21 protein-coding genes are annotated in these 21352 nt (G+C 35.0%); 12 read left to right on the top strand and 9 right to left on the bottom strand.

Annotation, left to right across the window (positions count from 1 at the left end; all coding sequences use genetic code 11):
• The 5 genes from ACKVOD_RS13175 to ACKVOD_RS13155 form a co-directional block, all read right to left on the bottom strand.
• Positions 1-1562 (bottom strand): CarD family transcriptional regulator (locus tag ACKVOD_RS13175; protein WP_409209928.1); only part of this gene is annotated, 1562 nt, incomplete at its 3' end.
• Entirely contained in the window at positions 1555-2157 is a 603-nt protein-coding gene (locus ACKVOD_RS13170) for a hypothetical protein (protein WP_409209927.1), read from the bottom strand. The genes ACKVOD_RS13175 and ACKVOD_RS13170, both read right to left, overlap by 8 nt.
• A 97-nt stretch (positions 2158-2254) precedes the next feature.
• Complete coding sequence (locus ACKVOD_RS13165) at positions 2255-4141, bottom strand: M1 family metallopeptidase (RefSeq protein WP_409209926.1); 1887 nt, start codon at positions 4139-4141, stop codon at positions 2255-2257.
• Between the two features lie 52 nt (positions 4142-4193).
• The gene (locus ACKVOD_RS13160) at positions 4194-5798 is read right to left on the bottom strand and encodes a S8 family peptidase (protein WP_409209925.1); all 1605 of its coding nucleotides are present in this window, start codon (positions 5796-5798) and stop codon (positions 4194-4196) included.
• A gap of 75 nt (positions 5799-5873) precedes the next feature.
• Positions 5874-6734, bottom strand: coding sequence for an MBL fold metallo-hydrolase (locus tag ACKVOD_RS13155; RefSeq protein ID WP_409209924.1), 861 nt, complete (start codon positions 6732-6734; stop codon positions 5874-5876).
• A 245-nt stretch (positions 6735-6979) separates the two neighbouring features.
• On the opposite strand from ACKVOD_RS13155, the gene ACKVOD_RS13150 reads away from it, so the two are divergent.
• The 6 genes from ACKVOD_RS13150 to sufD all read left to right on the top strand — a co-directional run bounded on the left by ACKVOD_RS13150 (position 6980) and on the right by sufD (position 11931).
• Positions 6980-7309 (top strand): HesB/IscA family protein, encoded by a 330-nt coding sequence (locus ACKVOD_RS13150; RefSeq protein WP_409209923.1) that lies wholly within the window; start codon positions 6980-6982, stop codon positions 7307-7309.
• Positions 7310-7423: 114 nt separating this feature from the next.
• Positions 7424-8872 carry a Fe-S cluster assembly protein SufB gene (gene sufB, locus ACKVOD_RS13145; RefSeq protein WP_409209922.1) on the top strand — a complete coding sequence of 483 codons (1449 nt, stop codon included), beginning with the start codon at positions 7424-7426 and terminating at the stop codon, positions 8870-8872.
• Between the two features lie 31 nt (positions 8873-8903).
• Positions 8904-9251, top strand: coding sequence for a four helix bundle protein (locus ACKVOD_RS13140; protein WP_409209921.1), 348 nt, complete (start codon positions 8904-8906; stop codon positions 9249-9251).
• Between the two features lie 89 nt (positions 9252-9340).
• Positions 9341-10105: a Fe-S cluster assembly ATPase SufC gene (sufC, locus tag ACKVOD_RS13135; RefSeq protein WP_409209920.1), complete on the top strand. Its 765-nt coding sequence runs from the start codon at positions 9341-9343 to the stop codon at positions 10103-10105.
• A gap of 9 nt (positions 10106-10114) precedes the next feature.
• Positions 10115-10483: a four helix bundle protein gene (locus tag ACKVOD_RS13130; protein ID WP_409209919.1), complete on the top strand. Its 369-nt coding sequence runs from the start codon at positions 10115-10117 to the stop codon at positions 10481-10483.
• 131 nt (positions 10484-10614) lie between these two features.
• Positions 10615-11931 carry a Fe-S cluster assembly protein SufD gene (gene sufD, locus ACKVOD_RS13125; protein WP_409209918.1) on the top strand — a complete coding sequence of 439 codons (1317 nt, stop codon included), beginning with the start codon at positions 10615-10617 and terminating at the stop codon, positions 11929-11931.
• A 103-nt stretch (positions 11932-12034) separates the two neighbouring features.
• Here the strand turns inward: sufD and ACKVOD_RS13120 are convergent, their stop codons facing one another.
• Positions 12035-13381 carry a serine hydrolase domain-containing protein gene (locus ACKVOD_RS13120; protein WP_409209917.1) on the bottom strand — a complete coding sequence of 449 codons (1347 nt, stop codon included), beginning with the start codon at positions 13379-13381 and terminating at the stop codon, positions 12035-12037.
• Positions 13382-13584: 203 nt separating this feature from the next.
• Here ACKVOD_RS13120 and ACKVOD_RS13115 point away from each other — a divergent pair, with 203 nt between their 5' ends.
• From ACKVOD_RS13115 to ACKVOD_RS13095, 5 genes are all read left to right on the top strand, one after another.
• Positions 13585-14799, top strand: a complete 1215-nt coding sequence (locus tag ACKVOD_RS13115; protein ID WP_409209916.1) for an aminotransferase class V-fold PLP-dependent enzyme — start codon at positions 13585-13587, stop codon at positions 14797-14799.
• Positions 14800-14905: 106 nt separating this feature from the next.
• A complete protein-coding gene (locus ACKVOD_RS13110) occupies positions 14906-15340 on the top strand; it encodes a hypothetical protein (protein ID WP_409209915.1) in 435 nt (144 codons plus the stop codon).
• On the top strand, positions 15340-15759 hold the full coding sequence (locus ACKVOD_RS13105) for a SufE family protein (RefSeq protein WP_409209914.1): 420 nt from the start codon (positions 15340-15342) through the stop codon (positions 15757-15759). The genes ACKVOD_RS13110 and ACKVOD_RS13105 overlap by 1 nt, the downstream gene beginning before the upstream one ends.
• Positions 15760-15983: 224 nt before the next feature.
• On the top strand, positions 15984-16307 hold the full coding sequence (locus ACKVOD_RS13100; RefSeq protein ID WP_409209913.1) for an SUF system Fe-S cluster assembly protein: 324 nt from the start codon (positions 15984-15986) through the stop codon (positions 16305-16307).
• Between the two features lie 84 nt (positions 16308-16391).
• A complete protein-coding gene (locus ACKVOD_RS13095; protein WP_409209912.1) occupies positions 16392-16895 on the top strand; it encodes a DUF2480 family protein in 504 nt (167 codons plus the stop codon).
• A 50-nt stretch (positions 16896-16945) separates the two neighbouring features.
• Here the strand turns inward: ACKVOD_RS13095 and hflX are convergent, their stop codons facing one another.
• From hflX to ACKVOD_RS13080, 3 genes are all read right to left on the bottom strand, one after another.
• Positions 16946-18172 (bottom strand): GTPase HflX, encoded by a 1227-nt coding sequence (gene hflX, locus ACKVOD_RS13090; protein ID WP_409209911.1) that lies wholly within the window; start codon positions 18170-18172, stop codon positions 16946-16948.
• Positions 18173-18266: 94 nt separating this feature from the next.
• Positions 18267-19478 carry an MFS transporter gene (locus ACKVOD_RS13085; RefSeq protein WP_409209910.1) on the bottom strand — a complete coding sequence of 404 codons (1212 nt, stop codon included), beginning with the start codon at positions 19476-19478 and terminating at the stop codon, positions 18267-18269.
• 80 nt (positions 19479-19558) lie between these two features.
• A complete protein-coding gene (locus tag ACKVOD_RS13080; RefSeq protein WP_409209909.1) occupies positions 19559-20611 on the bottom strand; it encodes a Gfo/Idh/MocA family oxidoreductase in 1053 nt (350 codons plus the stop codon).
• Between the two features lie 161 nt (positions 20612-20772).
• Between ACKVOD_RS13080 and ACKVOD_RS13075 the strand changes: the two genes are divergently transcribed.
• Positions 20773-21352 (top strand): site-2 protease family protein (locus tag ACKVOD_RS13075; RefSeq protein ID WP_409209908.1); only part of this gene is annotated, 580 nt, incomplete at its 3' end.

Genomic DNA, 21352 nt, shown 5'->3' with positions numbered 1-21352 from the left:
TTCCAAGCATTCGAACCTAGTTTATAAATTTTAGGAGGTGTTCCGTCTTTTCCGGTGTATTTCGAAATTTTGTAGAGCGAATGAATACTTACATAAACAATGTCATTGTCGGCATAAACGAGTTTTATGGCTTCTTGAGTTTTGCCTTCGACTTGTATTTTTTGCAAACCGCCAAATCGCCCAATTCCGTGATCGATGTGTGTCACATAATCGCCAACGGATAAAGTTGTGAGTTCTTTTAAAGTGATGTTTTGCTTTTTCGAAACGTTACTTTTGATACTAAATTTATGATACCGCTCAAAAATTTGATGATCGGTATAACAAGCAATTTGGTTTTCTTCGTCTATAAATCCTTGATAAATAGGCAAAACAATGGCGTTGTATTGTTTGCGAATGTTCTCGGAGTTTTCTTCGTCTAAAGTCTGAAAAATATCGTGAAACCGTTTTGCCTGTGCCTCATTCGAACAGAATAAATAATTTTTGTAACCGTTAAAATGGTTGTCATTCAAATTATTCAATAGCAAATCGAATTGTTTGTTGAACGAAGGTTGTGGTTTTATGTAAAATTCAAAAGAGATTTTAGTTTTATAAATAGGCTTAGTACTTAATTCAACTACTGAAAAGTCTAAACTCTTTTTGATAAACTCCTTTTGATTCAAAAATAATTGACTCGGTTCAACGTGATTTATAGTTGCGTTTAGATTTTCGAAAATTTCTGTGGCTTTCGCAAATAATTTATCCAACTTTGAGAAAAGCAAATCAGTATCTTGGATAAAAATAACCGTTTGATTGTTAATGTATTCCAAGAAACTCTCCCGGTTTTCTTGAAAGAATTTATTCTCGACATTGGGAATAATCGTGATTTTCTTTTGCTTTTCGATAGATAATTGTGTTTCCACATCAAAGCTTCGAATGCTGTCAACCTCGTTACCAAAAAACTCGATTCGGTACGGATTATCATTTGAAAAGGAGAATACATCGACAATTCCTCCGCGAACGGAAAATTCGCCCGGTTCTGTAATGAAATCAACTCTTTTGAATTCGTATTCGAACAGGACTTCGTTGATAAAATCAATGGAAACTTTGTCGCCAACAGCCACTTTTAAAGTGTTTTTATCCAACTCTTTTCGCGTGACCACTTTCTCGAAAAGCGCTTCGGGATAGGTGACAATAATCGCAGGTTTCTTGCGGGAATTGATGCGGTTCAACACTTCGGCGCGAAGCAAAACATTGGCATTGTCGGTGTCTTCGATTTGGTATGGTCGACGATAGGAGCCGGGATAAAAAAGCACATCCTGTTCGCCAATCAGTTGTTCCAAATCGTTCAAATAATAAGCGGCTTCTTCCTTGTCATTTAAGATAAGTAGAAATGGTTTAGCTGCGCTCTGTTCGGCTACGTCTCGGGTTTCGGTTTTTTTAAAAAGGGATTGCACCACAAACGAAAAAGCAGAACCTATCAATCCGTTCAAGTGGATTTTTTGTTCGGCTTGTTGTAAACTTTCGACGATTTGCTTGATTTTGGGCGAATTATCGTAAGTGTGATATAAATTAGATTTACTCAACTCTAGGGATATTTGGGTCAGGTTGTTCGTTTGGAATTGCCCTTGAAGAATCGAGCATTTTGATCAAATCAGACTCTCCTTCTTCCAATGGAATTTTGCTTTTTTGAACAATTTTATCCATTTGATTTTGAAGTGACGTGAGTTCTTCATTGATTTGTGTTACCAAAACAAGTACTTTAGGTTCCGGAATATTTTTCAAATGAATGAATAAATCCAATAATCTAACTTTCGTTATTAAAGTAGCAATTCTGGCTTTTATTTGTGGTTTATCTATTGTTATTGGAATATTTTCATTTAAAGCCATCACTTTTTTTGAAAGTTCAGCCGCTTTATTTTGAAAAGCACGAATAGACGCTTTAGGTTTTTGATTTAATTCGACCAAAAACAAACGCCATTCAGTCCACTTTACCGCGTTAGCTTTCGAAGCTGAGCTTGATGGAGATGCATTAAATGTCCAGTATTTGCTGATATTGTTTACAATAAGCTCGTTCTTTTGGAAATCTTTTTCAGTATCAATAAGTTGTTTTTCGCTGTCATTTCTGCAGGATTGAATGAAAAAAACAATAAAAAAAATAGCTGTAAACTTAAGTTTCATCTTTGACAGGATTTCTTTGCAAAGTTACAAAGTTAATTTACAATTATGATTTTCGAGAAGTGAATATAAATTCAACTTTGAATTTATGTTATATCTTTTATTTTACTTCAAAAACATTGTTTTCCTTTTTCACATCGGCCATTAATCCGCTCGGGTCTATAGTAATTTTTTTGATGTCGGCTTTATTTCTTGAAATGACAAAATCATAAACGGGATTTGCCCAAGTCCAATCCCCTAAAACGGTTCTTTTGATGTCTGTCCCGACACTTCGGGATGGGTTTTCTTTCTCGAAACTCATCATTCGCAAAGGAATATAAAAACTTTCTTTTGTACCATCGGTATATTCGACTAAAAGATCAATAGGCATAGGTATTCGGCCGATTCTTTCTACAGTTATTGCAGTTTGAGATTCTTTTTCTAAAACGGTTTTTATTACGTAATCAATGGTGTTTGTGGTCTGTGTCCAATCGGTCAGGTACCAATCTAGGTTCGCTCCCGAGACACGTTCGGCTGTGCGTTTAAAATCGTTTGGCGTAGGATGCTTGAACTTGAAATCCTGATAATATTTTTTTAAGGTTTTCATTAAATTTTCTTTGCCAATAAGATAACCCAATTGCGCCAAGAAAACATCGCCCTTGCTATAAGCCGAAATGCTGTAGGTTTGATTAAAATCATACCGATCTGAATGAGTGGTTTGAGGTTGTTCTTTGCCTGTTTTTACCAAATAGTAATAGCTATCGTAGGAACCTTCGTGGGGATTTTCGGATTTCTTTTCGGCAATTTCGTTAAGTCCTAAGTCTTCTAAATAAGAGGTAAATCCTTCGTCCATCCAGGAGTGTTTGCTTTCGTTAGTGGCTAAAACATGCTGAAACCAAGAATGCGCCATTTCGTGAGCAATGACTCCAATTAAGCCATCATAAGTGCCTTCGCCTAGAATCAAAGTGCACATGGCATATTCCATGCCGCCGTCACCACCCTGAATTACTGAATATTGGTCGTAAGGATATTTCCCAACCGTTTTGTTGTAAAACTGCATCAAACGTACTGTTTCTTGTTGGGCTTTTTTCCAATTTTCTAGGATTGCGGGATTGTTTTTGTACAAGAAATGAAGTGTTGTACCAAAATCGGTTTTTACCACATCATGAAGGTAATTTTTATCGGCAGCCCAAGTAAAATCATGCACATTTGGAGCAACAAAATGCCAAGTCAGGGTTTTGGTATTCTTAGGATGTTTTACAATAACCCCAGCGTTTTGATAGCCATGCCCAATTTCATCTGGATTTTGTAAATACCCACTTCCGCCCAGAACATAGGCTGCGTCGATGTTGATATTGACATCAAAATTGCCCCAAACCCCATGAAATTCTCTCGCGATATAAGGATCGGCATGCCAACCTTCAAAATCGAATTCGGCTATTTTTGGATACCATTGTGCCATCGAAAATTCGACTCCTTCGGAATTATTTCTTCCCGCTCTACGAATATGAACAGGAACTTGACCGTCAAAGTCTAGAGTTAATTTGGTTTTAGAATTAGGAAGTAGTGGTTTTGCCAAAGTGACTTCGAGAATAGTTCCCACTTCTTTGACACTAGCAATAACGCCATCTTGTTTGAAATTAGTGATTTTTAAAAATCCTATTTCGTTGGGTTTCAATTTCGAAATTCGACTTTCTTTGACTGTTTTTCCATCTGCTGTTATTTTATTAACCATTCGAGCATCGGGATCGGCTATGTTTTGAAGCCGCGCATTCATTTCGCTCCCGGGCTGAAAAGCATTATAGTATAAATGATAAAAAACGCGCTTTAAGGTATCTTGCGAATTATTGGTGTAGACTAATTCTTGTTTGCCACGATATTGGTAATTTTTGACATCCATAACCACATCCATTTTATAATCGACATGTTGTTGCCAATAGGAATTACTTTGGGCAAAAGTGTTTTCTAAACTTAGAAAAATAATGGAAAGTAAAAGGATTTTTTTCATGATAATTGAAATAAAAAAAGGAAGAACATTAGCCCTTCCTTTAAAATGGAGTTTATTTTTTGGTCATTTTATCTGCTAGTAACAAAGCATTATAAGCATTTACTATTTTGCCCGATTTGGATAATGAGGCAAAAGTTCTACTTTCTTTGCCTTCTTCACCCACCATAAGAGTAGTTGAAATGGCAACACCTGAATCCATCAAAATATGTTTTACTTGCGAGGCAGATAATTTTGGATAATACGAACGAATCAAAGCCGCCACACCAGCCACATTGGGTGATGCCATCGAAGTACCTTCTAAAAATTTATACGAATTATTGGGTGTTGTTGCATAAATCTTGACCCCTGGAGCATAAACGTCTACGTTCTTTGTTCCGTAGTTAGAAAAACCAGCTGCTATTTTATCCCCTAATTCAAAATTAAGCGCACCAATAGTCAACACATTATCTCCAAATTCTTTGTCTTTTCCGTCATGATCGTTGGGAAAATTAATTTCTTTGTCATTATCCTTTGACTCATTTCCAGCCGAATGAACAATTAACACATCTTTCTTAGCTGCATATTTTATAGCGTCATATACCCACTGTTTGTTGGGAGAAAAGTATTTGCCAAAACTAGTGTTTATAACTTTTGCGCCATTATCAACAGCATATCGAATGGCAAGTGCAACATCTTTATCATATTCATCACCGTTTGGCACAGCTCTTACTGCCATTATTTCAACATTGTTGGCAACGCCATCGCCACCTAGATTATTTTTCCTAGATTGGGCAATAATCCCTGCAACATGAGTGCCGTGATGCGCCATTTCTTTGTCTGGTCCAGTCACATTATTGTTTCCGTATTTTTTATCTTTAAAATCATTAGGATCATCGCCAATTACTTTTCTGCCATTAAATGCTAAATTTAAATGATACTTAACTTGTTCATCAACATGATCTTTATAATCGTTTAAATTATCTCTAAAGTCTGGGCCAACTTGACCAATAATGTTCGTCATTACCTTTTTACTTCTTAGCAATGAAGGTTCAGTTGTAGTTATGGCTTGAACTTCATCCAAAGTAAAATTTTCTTTTTTCAAATAGTTTGAAACTTCATTCAAAGCTTTGAATATAAAATCAACTTGGTTTTTACTAGATTCTGATTCTTTGAGTTTTTCATCATAAGCCAACTTTGAGTTTTTATATATCTCTGAACCGTCATCGCCCTTTTTTTGAATTCGAGTCATCTCTAAATTTTCATTAACGGCATCGCCAAGAAAATTCCAACCATGAACGTCATCAATATAGCCGTTTTTATCATCATCAATTCCGTTATTTGCAATCTCATTTTCATTGGTCCAAATAACCGATTTTAAATCTTCGTGTTCAATATCTACTCCAGAATCGACCACCCCCACGATAACTTTTACGCCTGTTTTGTCTTTTAATAATTCGGCATAAGCTTTGTCAACACTCATTCCTGGAACGGTGTCTTTTTGAATATCTAAATGACTCCAGCGTTTTAATTCATCTTCTTTTAAAGGTGTTTTTTTAGTAATACCAAAAGGAGCTTTAACTGCCATGGCAGAAATATCATAGACTTTTTTTGAGGCGCCACATCCGGCAAGTGCAAAAATAGCAACTGCTGAAATTAACGTGATTTTGAAATTATTCATTCTTGTTATTTGTTTAAATTTTAAAAAGTTGGTCTAAAAGTATCGATTTTGTTACAAACCCAGTTAAGATTAACGCTATTTTAAGATTTCTTCACAAGAATATATTGCAGCCATTCGAACTCCTTTTTCGGTGTTTTCGACAGTAATGATTTCGTGGTGCGCATCGTGTTCGAGGAATAAATAATACTTATTCTGAACGGCATTATTTAGGAATTTTAATTTTTCAGGCATAGTCAACAAGGGTCTTGTGTCGTAACCCATTACATAAGGCACAGGCAAATGTCCCACCGTTGGAATTAAATCAGCCATAAAACAAATGGTTTTATCTTGATATTGAATGTGTGGAATCATCATTTTTTCAGTATGTCCGTCAACAAAGTAAATTCCAAAACCGAGTTCTGATTTTTGAGTAAAATCGGTTTCAGGACTTTTGATAAAATGCAGTTGTCCGCTTTCTTGTATAGGCAAAATATTTTCGGATAAAAAAGATGCTTTTTCACGAATATTGGGTTTTGTTGCCCATTGCCAATGCGATTCGTTAGTCCAATAGGTAGCATTTTTAAACGCTAGTTCATATCCTGTTTTGGCTACGTTCCAGTTGACAGCACCGCCACAATGGTCAAAATGAAGATGCGTCAAAAAAACATCGGTAATATCATTGCGATGAAAACCGTATTTTGCCAAGGATTTATCCAAAGAATGGGTTCCCCAAAGGGAATAATAGCCAAAAAACTTATCGGATTGTTTGTTACCCATTCCAGTATCTATCAAAATCATGCGACTCCCGTCTTCAATGAGCAAACATCTTGCGGCAATATCTATTAAATTATTGGCATCGGCTGGATTGGTTTTGTTCCAAATGGTTTTGGGCACCACACCAAACATTCCGCCACCATCCAATTTAAAATTTCCAGTTTCTATGGAGTAGAGTTTCATTAGTGTTTTTATGTTTCAAACAAAGTTAGAAAAATCAAATGCTTTTATTGCTCTAAATAGGTTTTTTCTATCTTGCAATTAGTTATAAAAATGTTATCAATCATAGTAAAAGGTTTTTAAACACTATCTTTGTCTTTTATTTAGACAAAATCAAAATAACATGAAATAAGCATTAGAAAAAACATCAATTAAAATTGTGTTTCTCAGTGTGAATTTCATAACTCGTATAAAAAATTAATAACGTTATGATACAAGTTTCTGAATCAGCAAGTAAAAAAATTGTCGGTATGATGAAAGACGATGGTTTTGACGCCGCCAAAGATTACGTTAGAGTAGGCGTAAAATCTGGTGGTTGTTCGGGATTGTCTTACGATTTGACTTTTGACAAAACCATAGGCGAAAACGACAAGGTTTTTGAAGATAACAATATAAGAATTGCCGTTGAAAAAAAGTCTTTCTTATATCTAGCCGGAACCATATTAGAATTTTCTGGAGGGTTAAACGGAAAAGGATTTGTTTTTAATAATCCAAATGCAAGTAGAACTTGTGGAGGCGGGGAATCATTTTCGCTGTAGGCCCCCTAACCCCCAAAGGGGGAATTCTCAACATTGTCAATAATATAAATATATATAAATTAATTCCTATTTACCCCTAATAGGAGTTCCCCCATAGGGGGTTAGGGGGCTAATATGTCAAAATACACAGAAGACCATTTACGAGTTGAACTCGAAACTAAAGAATACGAATACGGATTTTACACTGATTTAGAATCGGAGACGTTTCCAATTGGTTTAAATGAAGACATTGTTCGTGCCATTTCCCATAAAAAAGAAGAGCCACAATGGATGACCGATTGGCGTATTGAAGCTTTCCGTGCTTGGCAAGAAATGATTGAGCCAGAATGGGCAAATGTTCATTATACAAAACCAGATTTTCAGGCAATATCTTATTATTCCGCTCCAAAATCTATTGATCCCAATAAAACATTAGACGATGTTGATCCAGAACTTTTAGCAATGTATAAAAAGCTAGGAATTAATGTAGATGAGCAAAAAATGATGAACAATATTGCGATGGATATTGTAGTTGATTCAGTTTCAGTTGCTACAACATTTAAGAAAACATTGAACGAAAAAGGGATTATTTTTTGTTCAATTTCTGACGCAATAAAAGAGCACCCAGAACTAGTTCGAAAATACCTTGGTACCGTTATTCCGCAAAAAGACAATTTTTATGCGGCTTTAAATTCGGCTGTTTTCTCGGATGGTTCGTTTTGTTATATCCCAAAAGGCGTTCGTTGTCCAATGGAATTATCAACTTATTTCCGAATCAATCAAGCCGGAACCGGACAATTCGAAAGAACATTATTAATTGCAGACGAAGGCAGTTATGTATCTTACCTTGAAGGTTGTACCGCGCCAAGTCGTGACGAAAATCAATTGCATGCTGCTTGTGTTGAATTAATTGCTTTGGATGGAGCCGAAATAAAATATTCTACCGTACAAAACTGGTATCCAGGAAACAAGGAAGGAATCGGCGGCGTTTTTAATTTTGTGACCAAAAGAGGTTTGTGCGAAAAAAACGCAAAAATTTCTTGGACACAAGTTGAAACAGGATCCGCAATTACTTGGAAATATCCTTCAGTTATTTTAAAAGGAGACAATTCCGTTGGAGAATTTTATTCGATTGCAGTAACCACTAATTTCCAGCAAGCCGATACGGGAACGAAAATGATTCACATTGGTAAAAACACCAAATCGACCATAATTTCTAAAGGAATTTCAGCAGGAAAATCACATAATAGTTATAGAGGTTTAGTAAGAGTTGGTCCAAATGCTGAAAACGCAAGAAACTTTTCGCAATGCGATTCGCTGTTAATGGGAAATAATTGTAGCGCTAATACTTTTCCTTATATAGAAAGTAAAAATCCATCTGCAAAAATAGAACACGAGGCCACGACGAGTAAAATTGGCGAAGACCAAGTTTTTTATTGCAATCAACGTGGAATTCCAACCGAAAAAGCCATCGCATTAATCGTGAACGGTTTCAGTAAAGAGGTCTTGAATAAGTTGCCAATGGAATTTGCAGTGGAAGCGCAAAAATTATTGGAGATTAGTTTAGAAGGAAGTGTAGGATAATTTGAAAATTTTTTAATTTGAAAATTTGTAAATGGAGAACAAAGAGAATATAATTGTAACCTTAACTTTTAAGTTTGCTCTTGAAATCATCAAATATTGTGATAGCTTACAAGAGAGTAAAAAGTTTGTAATTGCAAATCAATTATTAAAATCTGGAACTTCAATTGGCGCAAATATTAGGGAAGCTCAAAATGCTGAAAGCAAAGCTGATTTTATTCATAAATTTAAAATCTCTGCGAAGGAAATAGAAGAAACCATTTACTGGTTAGAATTATGCAAATTCTCAGAGAATTATCCGAATGCAGATGAATTAATAGAACAAATAAACAATATATCAAGAATTACAAATAAAATAATAATTACATCAAAACAAAAATAATGAGATAATTTGAAAATGAGATAATTTAAAAATAAAAGGATTCTTTTTTAATTATCAAATTTCCAGATTTCCAAATTTCCAAATTAATTATGTTATCAATAAAAAATTTACACGCCTCCATTGGCGATAAAGAAATCTTAAAAGGGATAAACCTAGAAGTAAAAGCTGGAGAAATTCACGCCATTATGGGGCCAAACGGCGCTGGAAAGAGTACGCTTGCTTCGATCATAGCTGGAAACGAAAATTACGAAGTAACCGAAGGAGAAATCCTTTTAGAGGGTGAAGACCTTTCTGAATTAGCCCCAGAAGAAAGAGCGCACAAAGGCGTGTTTTTGTCGTTTCAATATCCTGTGGAAATCCCAGGGGTTTCTGTTACCAACTTTATTAGAACGGCAATCAACGAAACTCGCAAAGCAAATAAATTAGAAGAAATGCCGGCTAACGAAATGCTGAAAGTAATTCGCGAAAAATCAGAATTATTGGAAATTGACCGTAAATTTTTGTCCCGTTCTTTAAACGAAGGATTTTCTGGAGGAGAGAAAAAACGAAATGAGATTTTCCAAATGGCCATGTTAGAACCGAAATTGGCAATTCTTGATGAAACCGATTCTGGATTGGATATTGATGCCCTTCGAATTGTTGCAAATGGCGTAAATAAATTGAAAAGCGACAAAAACGCCATCATCGTAATCACGCATTACCAAAGACTTTTAGATTATATTGTTCCTGATTTTGTTCACGTTCTTTATAACGGAAAAATTGTAAAATCTGGTGATGCATCTCTTGCACACGAGCTTGAAGAAAAAGGATACGACTGGATTAAAAATGAAGAGGTCGAAAGTCGAAAGTCTTAAAGTCTAAAGATGGGAAAATTCAGTTCATTTGAAGAAATTAATTCTTGGCAAAAATCAAGAATTTTCAATAAAAGAATCTATCAAATAACTGAAAACTCAAACTTCAAGAAAGATTTTGATTTAGTCAGGCAAATAAGACGCGCATCTATTTCAATTTCTTCCAACATAGCGGAAGGTTTTGAAAGGAATACAGATAAAGAATTTATATATTTTCTATATGTTGCAAAAGCGTCTGCAGGCGAAGTTCGTTCACAAATTTATTTAGCTTTTGATTTAGAATACATAGCAAAACATGAATTTGATGAACTATTAGAATCGGTTACAGAAATATCAAAACTAATAAGTGGTTTTATTAAATATTTGAGCCCAAAGTTATAAAGTCTAAAATTATAAAGAGATTATTCTCTACCTATTTAAAGACTTTTCAAATTATAAAACCCATGAATAACATTTAGTTGAAAATATTAAGTCTTTCGACTTTCGACTTTCGACTTTAAGACATAAATAATATGGAATTAAAAGAAAAATTACTATCGTCTTTTATGGCTTTTGAAGAGCGAATTGATGTAACTTCAGATTTGCACGATGTTCGTACTTCGGCTTTAAAAAACTTTGAAAATAAAGGTTTCCCAACTAAAAAAGAGGAATCTTGGAAATATACATCGCTAAATGCCATTTTAAAAAATGATTTTAGCGTGTTCCCAAAAAACGAAAATATAATTGAATTTGCGGATATAAAAAAATATTTCATTCACGAAATAGACACTTATAAAGTGGTGTTTATTGATGGTGTTTTCAGTTCGTTTTTGTCAGCAACAACACACGAAGGTCTTGATATTTGCCTAATGTCATCGGCATTGCACAAGCCCAAATACAAGATGGTTATTGACAATTATTTCAATAAAATTGCCAATAAAGACGAAAGTTTGACGTCCTTAAATACGGCTTTCGCCAATGAAGGAGCGTATATCAATATTCCGAAAAGCAAAGTCGTTGACAAGCCAATTGAAATTATGTATTTCTCTACAGGAAGCGAAGCAGCACTTTTGGTTCAGCCAAGAAATTTGATTATTGTTGGTGAAAATTCACATGTTCAAATCATCGAAAGACACCAAAGTTTAAATGAAAATCCCGTTTTAACAAATTCTGTTACGGAGATTTTTGCACAAAAAAGAGCGATTGTTGATTATTATAAAATTCAAAATGACAACCTCGAAGCCAATCTAATCGATAACACTTATGTTTCGCAACAGAAGGAAACCAATGTTTCTGTAAACACCTTTTCATTTGGTGGAAACTTGACGAGAAACAACCTGAATTTCTATCATTTTGGCGAACGCATCGTCAGCAACCTCAACGGAATTACAATTATTGGCGAAAAGCAACACGTAGATCATTATACTTTGGTGCAACACTCGACACCCAATTGCGAAAGCCACCAAGATTATAAAGGAATTTATTCGGATAATTCTACGGGAGTTTTCAACGGGAAGATTTTTGTTGAAAAAGAAGCACAAAAAACAAATGCTTTCCAGAAAAGCAACAACATTTTGTTGGGAAACAAATCTACCATAAATGCCAAACCTCAACTCGAGATTTTTGCCGATGATGTAAAATGCTCTCACGGTTGCACCATTGGTCAGCTTGATGAAACCGCAATGTTTTACATGCAACAACGTGGAATTCCTAAAAAAGAAGCCAAAGCTTTATTGATGTATGCGTTTTCAAATGCAGTAATTGAAAGCATCAAAATACCTGAATTAAAACAACGAATCACCAAAATTATTGCTACGAAATTAGGAGTTAAGATTGGATTTGATTTGTAGCTTTTAACCGCAAAGGGCACAAAGATTTCGCAAAGGTCGCAAAGTTAATTTAATCAACTTTGCGACCTTTGCTCTTTTTAATTGGTGTGCTTTGCGGTTAAGTTTACTTCTTCAAACTACCCACAATCCCACTCAACAAACCATTAAAATCAAACTCGGGATCTTCTTTCAAACCCATTCGTACAATCACTAAATCGTGGCCTGGGAAAATCGCGACCATTTGCCCTTGATACCCGCTACAATAAAATAGGTCTTTGGGAACATCGGGGAATTTTCCGCCAGCATTGAGCCAGAAGTGCGCTCCATATTTCCCGTTAGAAGTATTTGTTGGTGTTGCGGTAAATTTTATCCAACTTTCGTCCAAAATTTGTTCGCCGTTCCAATTGCCTTTGTGTAAATACAACAATCCAAATTTTGACCAATCTCGTGTCGTTGCCCAGCCGTAAGAAGAACCTACATAATTTCCTGCCATATCGGTTTCGACCAACATAGAACTCATTCCGATTTTATCAATCAAAGCCGAATACCAAAAATCGAGATATTCTTGATGCGTTTTGAACTGTTTTCTTAAAATTCCCGAAAGCAAATTAGTCGTTCCCGAAGAATAATTCCAATGCGAATTAGGTTTGAATTGCGCTGGTTTATTCAATTGCGCCTGACTCATATCGGTATCCAGAAAAAGCATTTTCGTTACATCGGAAATCTTGTTGTAATCTTCTTCCCATTCTAAACCACTATTCATATTGAGCAAATTTGTGATGGTAATTTTTGAGCGTTCGTCATTTGCCCATTCAGCAATTGGAGCAGGTTTCGAAACATCTATTTTTCCTTGTTTTTGCAAAATTCCAAATAGCGCGCTGGTGATACTTTTTGTCATAGACCAACCTAAAATTTTGGAATCTTTGTTGAAACCAGTATCATATTTTTCGGCGATAATTTTGTCTTTATAAATTACCAAAACCGAACGCGTTCTTTTCTTAATTTGTCCTTTTGCGTCGAAAGCATTGGCGACAGCTGCATTTAATTTGGCGTAATCAACATTGGCAAAAGCCGTATCCTTCGGTTCTTTGTTTCCATAAGGAAAAGGCAAATTATTATCTAATTTTGTTCTTTTAGGAACTTCGTATGGCTTCGAAACATCGAAATCATCGTTGATTAAAGTGGCTCCCAAACCTTCTCGGTAAATAGCTTTTCGAGCTTTTAATCCATAAACGGAGGACAAAGCAAATTTCCCGTTTTCATCAATTTTGTTTGTTGCCAAAGTGATCATATCGATGTCGTTATCGCCTCTTTCGATTATTTCTTGCGAGCGATTATCGATGAAATGTCCTGAAGCTAGACTTTTGGATGAAAATCCAGAAATTAAATCCAATTTGGGATAAGTAGCATATCCAAAATAAACCAAAAACAGTAAAACTACTAAACCAAGAATTTTGAAGATTTTTTTCATAAGAGGAGAATTACAAGAGAATGCAATTTAAAAAATTTTTACCATATAAGTCCTTCTAGTAAATATAAGAAAAATGAAACCGAATTTTAATGACTTTAAATGCCTTATATGTTGAAGAAAAGTTAGATTTTATTAACAAATGTTTGCTGAAAAGTCGGTTCAATTTTATTACTTTTGTATTTAGAAAAATTCTAAATAACAAGATGCTAGACATTCAAAAAATTAGAGCTGATTTCCCAATACTTTCCAGAAATGTAAACGGAAAACCATTGGTTTATTTCGACAACGGAGCCACTTCGCAAAAACCACAAATTGTGATTGATGCTTATGCCAGCTATTACCAAGAAATAAACGCTAATATTCATCGTGGCGTTCATACTTTGAGCCAATTAGCCACTGATGCTTACGAAGAGTCTCGAAATAAAATCCAAAATCATATTAATGCAAAATTTGCTCACGAAGTTATTTTTACAGCAGGAACAACGCACGGAATTAACGCTATTGCCAATGGTTTTGCATCGCTGTTAAAATCGGGTGATGAAGTTCTGGTTTCGGCAATGGAACATCACAGCAATATTGTACCTTGGCAAATGTTATGCGAGAAAACGGGAGCTACTTTGCGAGTGATTCCAATGAATGAAAAGGGCGAATTGATTATGGCAGAATACGATAAAATGCTGTCAAACAAAACCAAAATCGTAACCGTAATTCATATTTCGAATGCTTTGGGAACCATCAATCCCATTAAATATATGATTGAAAAAGCACACGAATTTGGTGCTGCAATTTTGATTGACGGAGCGCAAGCCGTTCCGCATTTAAAACCGGATGTTCAAGAATTAGATTGTGATTTTTATGTTTTTTCGGGACACAAAATTTGTGGGCCCACAGGAACTGGAATTTTATACGGAAAAGAAGCGTGGTTAAACAAACTACCGCCATATCAAGGGGGTGGTGAAATGATAAAAGAAGTCACTTTCGAGAAAACAACCTATGCCGAATTGCCTCATAAATTTGAAGCGGGAACTCCAAACATTGCTGGAGGAATTGTACTTGGAACAGCTGTAGATTATATGAATAATATTGGTTTTGGAAATATCCAAATTCAGGAAAAAGAATTGTTAGACTACGGCACCAAACGTTTATTAGAAATCGAAGGGTTAAAAATTTATGGCACTGCCGAGGAAAAAACGTCGGTGATTTCGTTTAATATTGAAGGAATTCATCCGTATGATATTGGAACTATAATTGATAAATTGGGAATAGCCGTTCGAACGGGGCATCATTGTGCACAGCCTATTATGGATTTTTTCAAAATTCCAGGAACGATTCGGGCTAGTTTTGCCTTTTATAATACCAAAGAAGAAATTGACGTTATGGTAGAAGCGGTTAAAAAAGCCCAAATGATGTTATCTTAAAATCAACAATTATGAAATCGCCATTAACAATAAGTTTGCCTAAGCAAACACCAATGAATAAAAAGGCGATAACATATGTGACCGCTAATAAATAAATTTTACATATATGAAACTAATTACGATGTTTATTTTGTGCATTTCACTATGTAAAAATTGTTCAAGTCAAACCAACAAAGACTTGAAGGATACAGCCTTAGAATATACAGCTAGCACTAGAGGTTTTTATATGAAGATTAGCATCAAAGATCAAATGCTTAGTGTTTCAAAAGATAGAAATAGCAACGAAAATACCACTAAAACTAAAATTGCTGATGCTGATTGGGTAGAATTAATCGAAAGTTTCAAAACCATAGATTTAAATGGGATAGCTACTTTAAAATCACCAACTGAGAAAAGATTTTATGATGGGGCCGCTATTGGAAATTTAAAAATAAACTATAAAGACAAAGAATACGAATCTAGTGCTTTCGACCATGGTTATCCACCGACAGAAATCAAAAAATTTGTAGACAAAATCAATTCATTTGTTAAAGAAGAATAATGAGCATAAAAAAAATACAGGACGAAATAATAGATGAGTTTTCGATGTTTGATGATTGGATGCAACGCTATGAATACATAATTGATTTGGGTAAAAACCTGCCCTTAATTCAAGAGGAATTCAAAACCGACGACAATATCATTAAAGGATGCCAATCAAAAGTATGGCTCAAAGGAGAACAAAATGAGGATAAAATAGTTTTTACCGCCGATAGCGATGCGATTTTAACCAAGGGAATTATAGCTATTTTAATTCGGGTTTTTTCAAACCAAACCGCTACCGATATCCTGAACGCAAATATGGCTTTTATTGATGAAATCGGTTTAAAAGAACATTTATCGCCAACACGCGCAAACGGATTAGTATCGATGATAAAAAACATTAAAATGTATGCTTTGGCTTTTGATGCAAAAAAATAAAATTTAAACCATATAAGGTATTTAAGGTCATGTAAGTTGGAAAAAAAACCACTAAAATTAAAATAACTTAAAATATTATATTCAAAACCGCAACCTTAAATGACCTTAAATACCTTATATGGTTTAAAAAAGCAGCATCGGAGGAAAATAAACTGGTTATAAATTAAGTAAAAACATTCAAAACAAAACCTTAAATACCTTATATGGTTTAAAACAAAAAAATTATGGAACAAGAAATAGACACTAATTTACTAGGAACAGAAATCGTTGCGAAACTAAAAACAATATACGATCCAGAGATTCCCGTTGACATTTACGAATTAGGATTGATTTATGACGTGATGGTCAATACCGATTATGAAGTAAAAATCCTAATGACCTTAACTTCTCCCAACTGTCCAGTTGCAGAGAGTTTACCAAGAGAAGTAGAAGAAAAAGTAAAATCAATAGAGCACGTAAAAGATGCTGAAGTGGAAATCACTTTCGATCCGCCATGGAGCAAGGATTTAATGAGCGAAGAAGCGAAACTTGAACTTGGAATGCTATAAAAATTTGTTCAGGGTTTAAAGTTTAAATGTTTAAGGTTGAGCAACTTTAAACTTTTAAACTCTTAAACTTTTAAACTTTTCAAAATGGAAGAAATTGTAAATAAAGTTGCCAATAGCTCCTTGGAAGTTTTCGATCTTGAAGATTACTATCCGAATGGGATCCGGGTACAAGTTGATATTTCGCATTGGCTGCTTGAAGGTTTTTTATTGAAAGAAAAAGACTTTAGAGAACATCTGAAAAATCACGATTGGTCGCAATATCAAGATCAATATGTAGCTGTAAATTGCAGCACCGATGCGGTTTTTCCTGCTTGGGCTACTATTTTAGTGGCGATACATTTGGCTCCGTTTGCAAAGAAAATCGTTAATGGAACTCTAGAAGATTTAGATTCGGCATTGTATGAAGAATTGCTTCCAAAAATTGATTATTCGTTTTATGAAAACAAGTCGTTAATTATAAAAGGCTGTTCCAAAAAACCAGTTCCTGTGCGTGCTTATATTATAGCGGCACATTATTTACAACCTTTTGCTAGAAGCATCATGTATGGCGAGGCATGTTCTGCTGTACCACTTTTCAAGAAAAAATAAACCCTTTTTTATAGCAAAAATCCCTTTTTAAATATTCAAAAGGGATTTTTTTATTCTTCTTTCTCCACAGCATCCTTATAATCTGGATATAAAAACTTGTTGTATGGAAAGCGGGTAATGTGAATTTGTCTTACCGCTTCGTACACTCGTTCCCGGAATTCCTCAAAGTTTTCTTTTTGTGTTGCCGAAATAAACAAGGCGTTTTGCTCGCCCACACGATTCATCCAAGTGGTTTTCCATTCTTCAAGCGTGAAGTATCTTGGTGTTTTTTCGGTGATTAAATCATCGTGATCAATGGTCAAATGTTTGTAAGCATCGATTTTATTAAAGACCATGATAATGGGTTTATCATTTGCTTTTATGTCTAATAACGTTTGATTTACCGATGCAATATGATCTTCGAATTCCGGATGCGATATATCTACGACATGTAATAATAAATCAGCTTCCCTAACCTCATCAAGTGTACTTTTGAAAGAATCTACCAATTGCGTTGGTAATTTTCGAATAAAACCAACGGTATCCGATAATAAGAAAGGCAAGTTTTTAATGACCACTTTCCGAACCGTTGTATCCAAAGTGGCAAAAAGTTTATTTTCTACAAAAACATCACTTTTTCCAATGGCATTCATCAAGGTCGATTTTCCAACATTGGTATAACCCACCAAAGCCACACGAACCATTGCGCCACGATTGCCTCTTTGCGTTCCCATTTGCTTGTCAATAGCCTTTATTTTTTCTTTTAATAAAGCAATTCTATCGCGAACAATTCGTCTGTCGGTTTCAATTTCCGTTTCTCCAGGTCCGCGCATCCCGATTCCTCCTTTTTGGCGTTCTAGGTGCGTCCACATTCCCGAAAGTCTGGGTAATAAATATTGACATTGTGCTAGTTCTACTTGCGTTCTTGCATACGAAGTTTCGGCTCGTTGAGCAAAAATATCTAATATAAGGTGCGTTCGATCTAGGATTTTGCAATCTATAATTTTAGAAATATTTTTTTGTTGCGAAGGCGTTAATTCATCATCAAATACCAAAGTCGAAATTTCATTTTCTTTTACAAAAAGATTAATTTCTTCGATTTTTCCGGTTCCAACAAAAGTCTTGGGATTAGGGCGTTCCATTTTTTGCGAGAAGCGTTTCACCACTTCACCACCAGCTGTAAAAGTCAAAAACTCCAATTCGTCGAGATACTCTTTGAGTTTTTCTTCGCTTTGATTTTGGGTTACAATACCGACGATTGCGGTTTTTTCGAAATTTATGGTTTCTTTTTCTAACATGGGTTTGAATAAGGCGCAAATTTAATGATTTGAAAGGGACTTATGGAGTTGTTGGCTTATAAATTCGATTGTGTTTCTACAATTAAGCCAAAACCTATTCAACAGCTTTAATTTTTGATACCATCAAGGCAATCGCAAAACCAAAAATACCGATAAAACCAAAAGAATAGCGCAATCCGAAGAGTTCGGCGATATAGCCAATAACGGGTGGCCCCATTAAAAACCCTAGGAAACTAATACTAGAAACCGCCGTTAAGGCTTCGCCAGTTGGGATTGTTGGATGTTTGCCCGCAATGCTATACAGTGTGGGTACAATAGTAGAAACTCCCAATCCTATGACCATGAATGCTATTGTTGACGGAATTATATAAGGAAAAAGTACTGCTGTAAAGAACCCCAACGAAATTAAGACCCCACTAATTTGCATGACTCTTTTTCGTCCAAATCGATTAATTAAACCATCACCAAAAAACCGACCACTCGCCATCATAATCATAAAAGAGGTATAGCCTAAACCTACTAACGAAATGGGTGCTTTTACAATATCTTTAAAATAAACCCCACTCCAATCAAACATAATTCCTTCGCTAGCCATACTACAAAAACCTATTATTCCTAAGAGAATTAAAGAAACATCTCTTTTTCTAAAACCTTTTTCTTTTAATTGAGGCATTGATTTTTTGGCTTTAATCAAATAGTTGAAATTAAAAGCAACAAATAGAACCACCAATGCGGCAACCATCAAAAAATGAGAATAGGTACTTATTTTAACAATAGACATTCCTATACCAAGCATGGCACCACTAAATCCAGCTAAACTCCATACTCCATGAAAAGTAGACATGATGTTTCTTTTGAAAAGGCTTTCGGTATAAACTCCTTGAGTATTTACTGCGATATTAGACAAATTAGCAAAAATTCCTAGAATATATAATCCGAGACCTAATTGCCATGCATTGGTTGCTAATCCTAAATTTGTTAGGCTATATGCGTAGAGTAAGACAGAAAACATGAGAATTCGGTGACTACCAAATCGAGTGACGAGCTTACCTGAAAAATACATCATCGTAAGTTGTCCAACAGGCAAAGCAAATAGAATAGTGCCTAGTTGCCCATTACTGAGGTGTAAGGCTGTTTTAATAGCAGGTATTCTACTGGCCCAAGTAGCAAAACATAAACCGGTACTAAAATAAAATAGCGAAACTGCCCAACGAATTCGGTTTAAATACGTGGCTTTTAAATCGCGATAGCTTTTTTTGGGTTTTCCGAGTGTTTTATTTCTGACTAAAAAGTTAACATCGATCAAAATAATTTTTTTAGAATGGTGTTGGCATCAAAATTACAAAAACCAATCTTTCAAAAGGGGAAACATTTATTTTTACATCGTTATTGTTTATAAATTGACACCACTTTTTGAGTCTCATTACTTAGAATAGCTGCTTCAATAATGGTCATAACATTAATTCCGTCTTGAGCAGTAACAGGTTCGGACAGGTTATTGGTTATTGAATGATAGAATTTTTCGAACAAATCGTAGTAATTCCCTTGAAGTGTTGGCACTATTTCTTTGATGATTTTTCCGTCGATTTCAGTGTGTAAAATTCCCTCGTTGCCTTCTTTCTCTCTTCCCCAATTGGTTAAATTTGGTTTTTTGTCTAATTTCAATTCATCTTCTTGAATGTCGCCACGATGTTTTAAAAACGACCCTTTTTTGCCATGAATAACATAAGCAGGATTGGCTTCTCTTACAAAAAAACTGGCTTTCAATCTTAGTCTAAATTCAGAATAATAGAATAGGATATCGAAATAATCATCAACCAAAGTTGATTCTCGAATCATTCTAATATCGCCAAAAACAGCATCAGGCAATCCAAACAGAAACAAGGCTTGGTCAATAATATGAGGCCCCAGATCTTTTAGAATTCCAGCCCCAGGATTGGCAGTTTCTTTATGTATTTTAGGACTCAAAATAGGATTGTATCTATCAAAATGGAATTCGACTTCTACGAGTTCGCCCAATACATTGTCATTTATTATTTTCTGAACGGTCTTAAAATCGCTGTCCCATCTTCGGTTCTGAAAAACACATAATTTAAGGTTTCGTTCTTTTGACAAAGTGGCTAATTCTTGTGCTTCGGCAAGGGTAGTGGTAAACGCTTTTTCTACTAGAGCATGTTTACCTGCAAGTAATACTTTTTTAGCGTACTCAAAATGGGTGGCAACAGGAGTGTTTACAACAACTAAGTCAATCGAGGAATCTTGCAAAATCGATTCTAAACTAGCAAAGCTTTTAACTTCGGGATAATCATTTTGTATTTTTTTCTCACTTCTTTCCCATGCCCCAACGAGTTCATAACCCGAATGAAGTGTTAAAAAAGGCGCCTGAAAAACTTTTCCAGACATTCCATAAGACAACAGTGCTGTTTTTATTTTTTGCATAGTACTTTATTATTGGAGTAAAAATAAGCGAGATGTTTCAAACTATAAAATTTAAACTTGAAATTATTAACAAATATTTATAAGGTTATACAAAACTAAATCTTTGGAACTAAAATAGAAAACCCTATTTTTGTGCGCAATACCGAATTTAAAAACAAGAAATGGAAATAGTTATCAAGCTTTCTCAATTTTTATTGAGCTTATCATTACTAATAATACTTCACGAATTAGGACATTTTATTCCTGCCAAAATATTTAAAACCAGAGTAGAGAAATTCTATTTGTTTTTTGACGTAAAATATTCTTTGTTCAAAAAGAAAATTGGCGGAACCGAATATGGAATCGGTTGGTTGCCTCTTGGTGGTTACGTGAAAATTTCGGGAATGATTGACGAAAGCATGGACAAAGAACAAATGGCTTTGCCGCCGCAACCTTGGGAATTTCGTTCGAAACCAGCTTGGCAACGTTTGATTATTATGCTTGGTGGTGTAACTGTAAATTTCATTCTTGCCTTTATTATTTATATAGGAATGGCTTATGCTTATGGTGATATGTACCTCAACAATTCAGAATTGAAAGATGGGATTGCGGTTACAAGTTCCGTTGGAGAAGAGTTAGGATTCAAAACAGGAGATAAAATAATAGCCGTTGATGGCGAAAAAATAGCTCATTTTGACGAGATTCCAATGAAATTGTTGTTTTCAAAATCAGCATTGGTTATTCGTGACGGCGCAGAAGAAA

Origin of the sequence: Flavobacterium sp. (assembly GCF_046155325.1) — a bacterium.
Classification (GTDB): domain Bacteria; phylum Bacteroidota; class Bacteroidia; order Flavobacteriales; family Flavobacteriaceae; genus Flavobacterium.
Note: the sequence above shows the minus strand (reverse complement) of the source record. Positions and strands in the feature narration are given on the sequence as shown.

Excerpts from the sequence above, each read along its gene's own strand:
- ACKVOD_RS13170 (WP_409209927.1), bottom strand. The coding sequence starts at position 2,157 with ATGAAACTTAAGTTTACAGCTATTTTTTTTATTGTTTTTTTCATTCAA.
- ACKVOD_RS13165 (WP_409209926.1), bottom strand. The coding sequence starts at position 4,141 with ATGAAAAAAATCCTTTTACTTTCCATTATTTTTCTAAGTTTAGAAAAC.
- ACKVOD_RS13160 (WP_409209925.1), bottom strand. The coding sequence starts at position 5,798 with ATGAATAATTTCAAAATCACGTTAATTTCAGCAGTTGCTATTTTTGCA.
- ACKVOD_RS13155 (WP_409209924.1), bottom strand. The coding sequence starts at position 6,734 with ATGAAACTCTACTCCATAGAAACTGGAAATTTTAAATTGGATGGTGGC.
- ACKVOD_RS13150 (WP_409209923.1), top strand. The coding sequence starts at position 6,980 with ATGATACAAGTTTCTGAATCAGCAAGTAAAAAAATTGTCGGTATGATG.
- sufB (WP_409209922.1), top strand. The coding sequence starts at position 7,424 with ATGTCAAAATACACAGAAGACCATTTACGAGTTGAACTCGAAACTAAA.
- ACKVOD_RS13140 (WP_409209921.1), top strand. The coding sequence starts at position 8,904 with ATGGAGAACAAAGAGAATATAATTGTAACCTTAACTTTTAAGTTTGCT.
- sufC (WP_409209920.1), top strand. The coding sequence starts at position 9,341 with ATGTTATCAATAAAAAATTTACACGCCTCCATTGGCGATAAAGAAATC.
- ACKVOD_RS13130 (WP_409209919.1), top strand. The coding sequence starts at position 10,115 with ATGGGAAAATTCAGTTCATTTGAAGAAATTAATTCTTGGCAAAAATCA.
- sufD (WP_409209918.1), top strand. The coding sequence starts at position 10,615 with ATGGAATTAAAAGAAAAATTACTATCGTCTTTTATGGCTTTTGAAGAG.
- ACKVOD_RS13120 (WP_409209917.1), bottom strand. The coding sequence starts at position 13,381 with ATGAAAAAAATCTTCAAAATTCTTGGTTTAGTAGTTTTACTGTTTTTG.
- ACKVOD_RS13115 (WP_409209916.1), top strand. The coding sequence starts at position 13,585 with ATGCTAGACATTCAAAAAATTAGAGCTGATTTCCCAATACTTTCCAGA.
- ACKVOD_RS13110 (WP_409209915.1), top strand. The coding sequence starts at position 14,906 with ATGAAACTAATTACGATGTTTATTTTGTGCATTTCACTATGTAAAAAT.
- ACKVOD_RS13105 (WP_409209914.1), top strand. The coding sequence starts at position 15,340 with ATGAGCATAAAAAAAATACAGGACGAAATAATAGATGAGTTTTCGATG.
- ACKVOD_RS13100 (WP_409209913.1), top strand. The coding sequence starts at position 15,984 with ATGGAACAAGAAATAGACACTAATTTACTAGGAACAGAAATCGTTGCG.
- ACKVOD_RS13095 (WP_409209912.1), top strand. The coding sequence starts at position 16,392 with ATGGAAGAAATTGTAAATAAAGTTGCCAATAGCTCCTTGGAAGTTTTC.
- hflX (WP_409209911.1), bottom strand. The coding sequence starts at position 18,172 with ATGTTAGAAAAAGAAACCATAAATTTCGAAAAAACCGCAATCGTCGGT.
- ACKVOD_RS13080 (WP_409209909.1), bottom strand. The coding sequence starts at position 20,611 with ATGCAAAAAATAAAAACAGCACTGTTGTCTTATGGAATGTCTGGAAAA.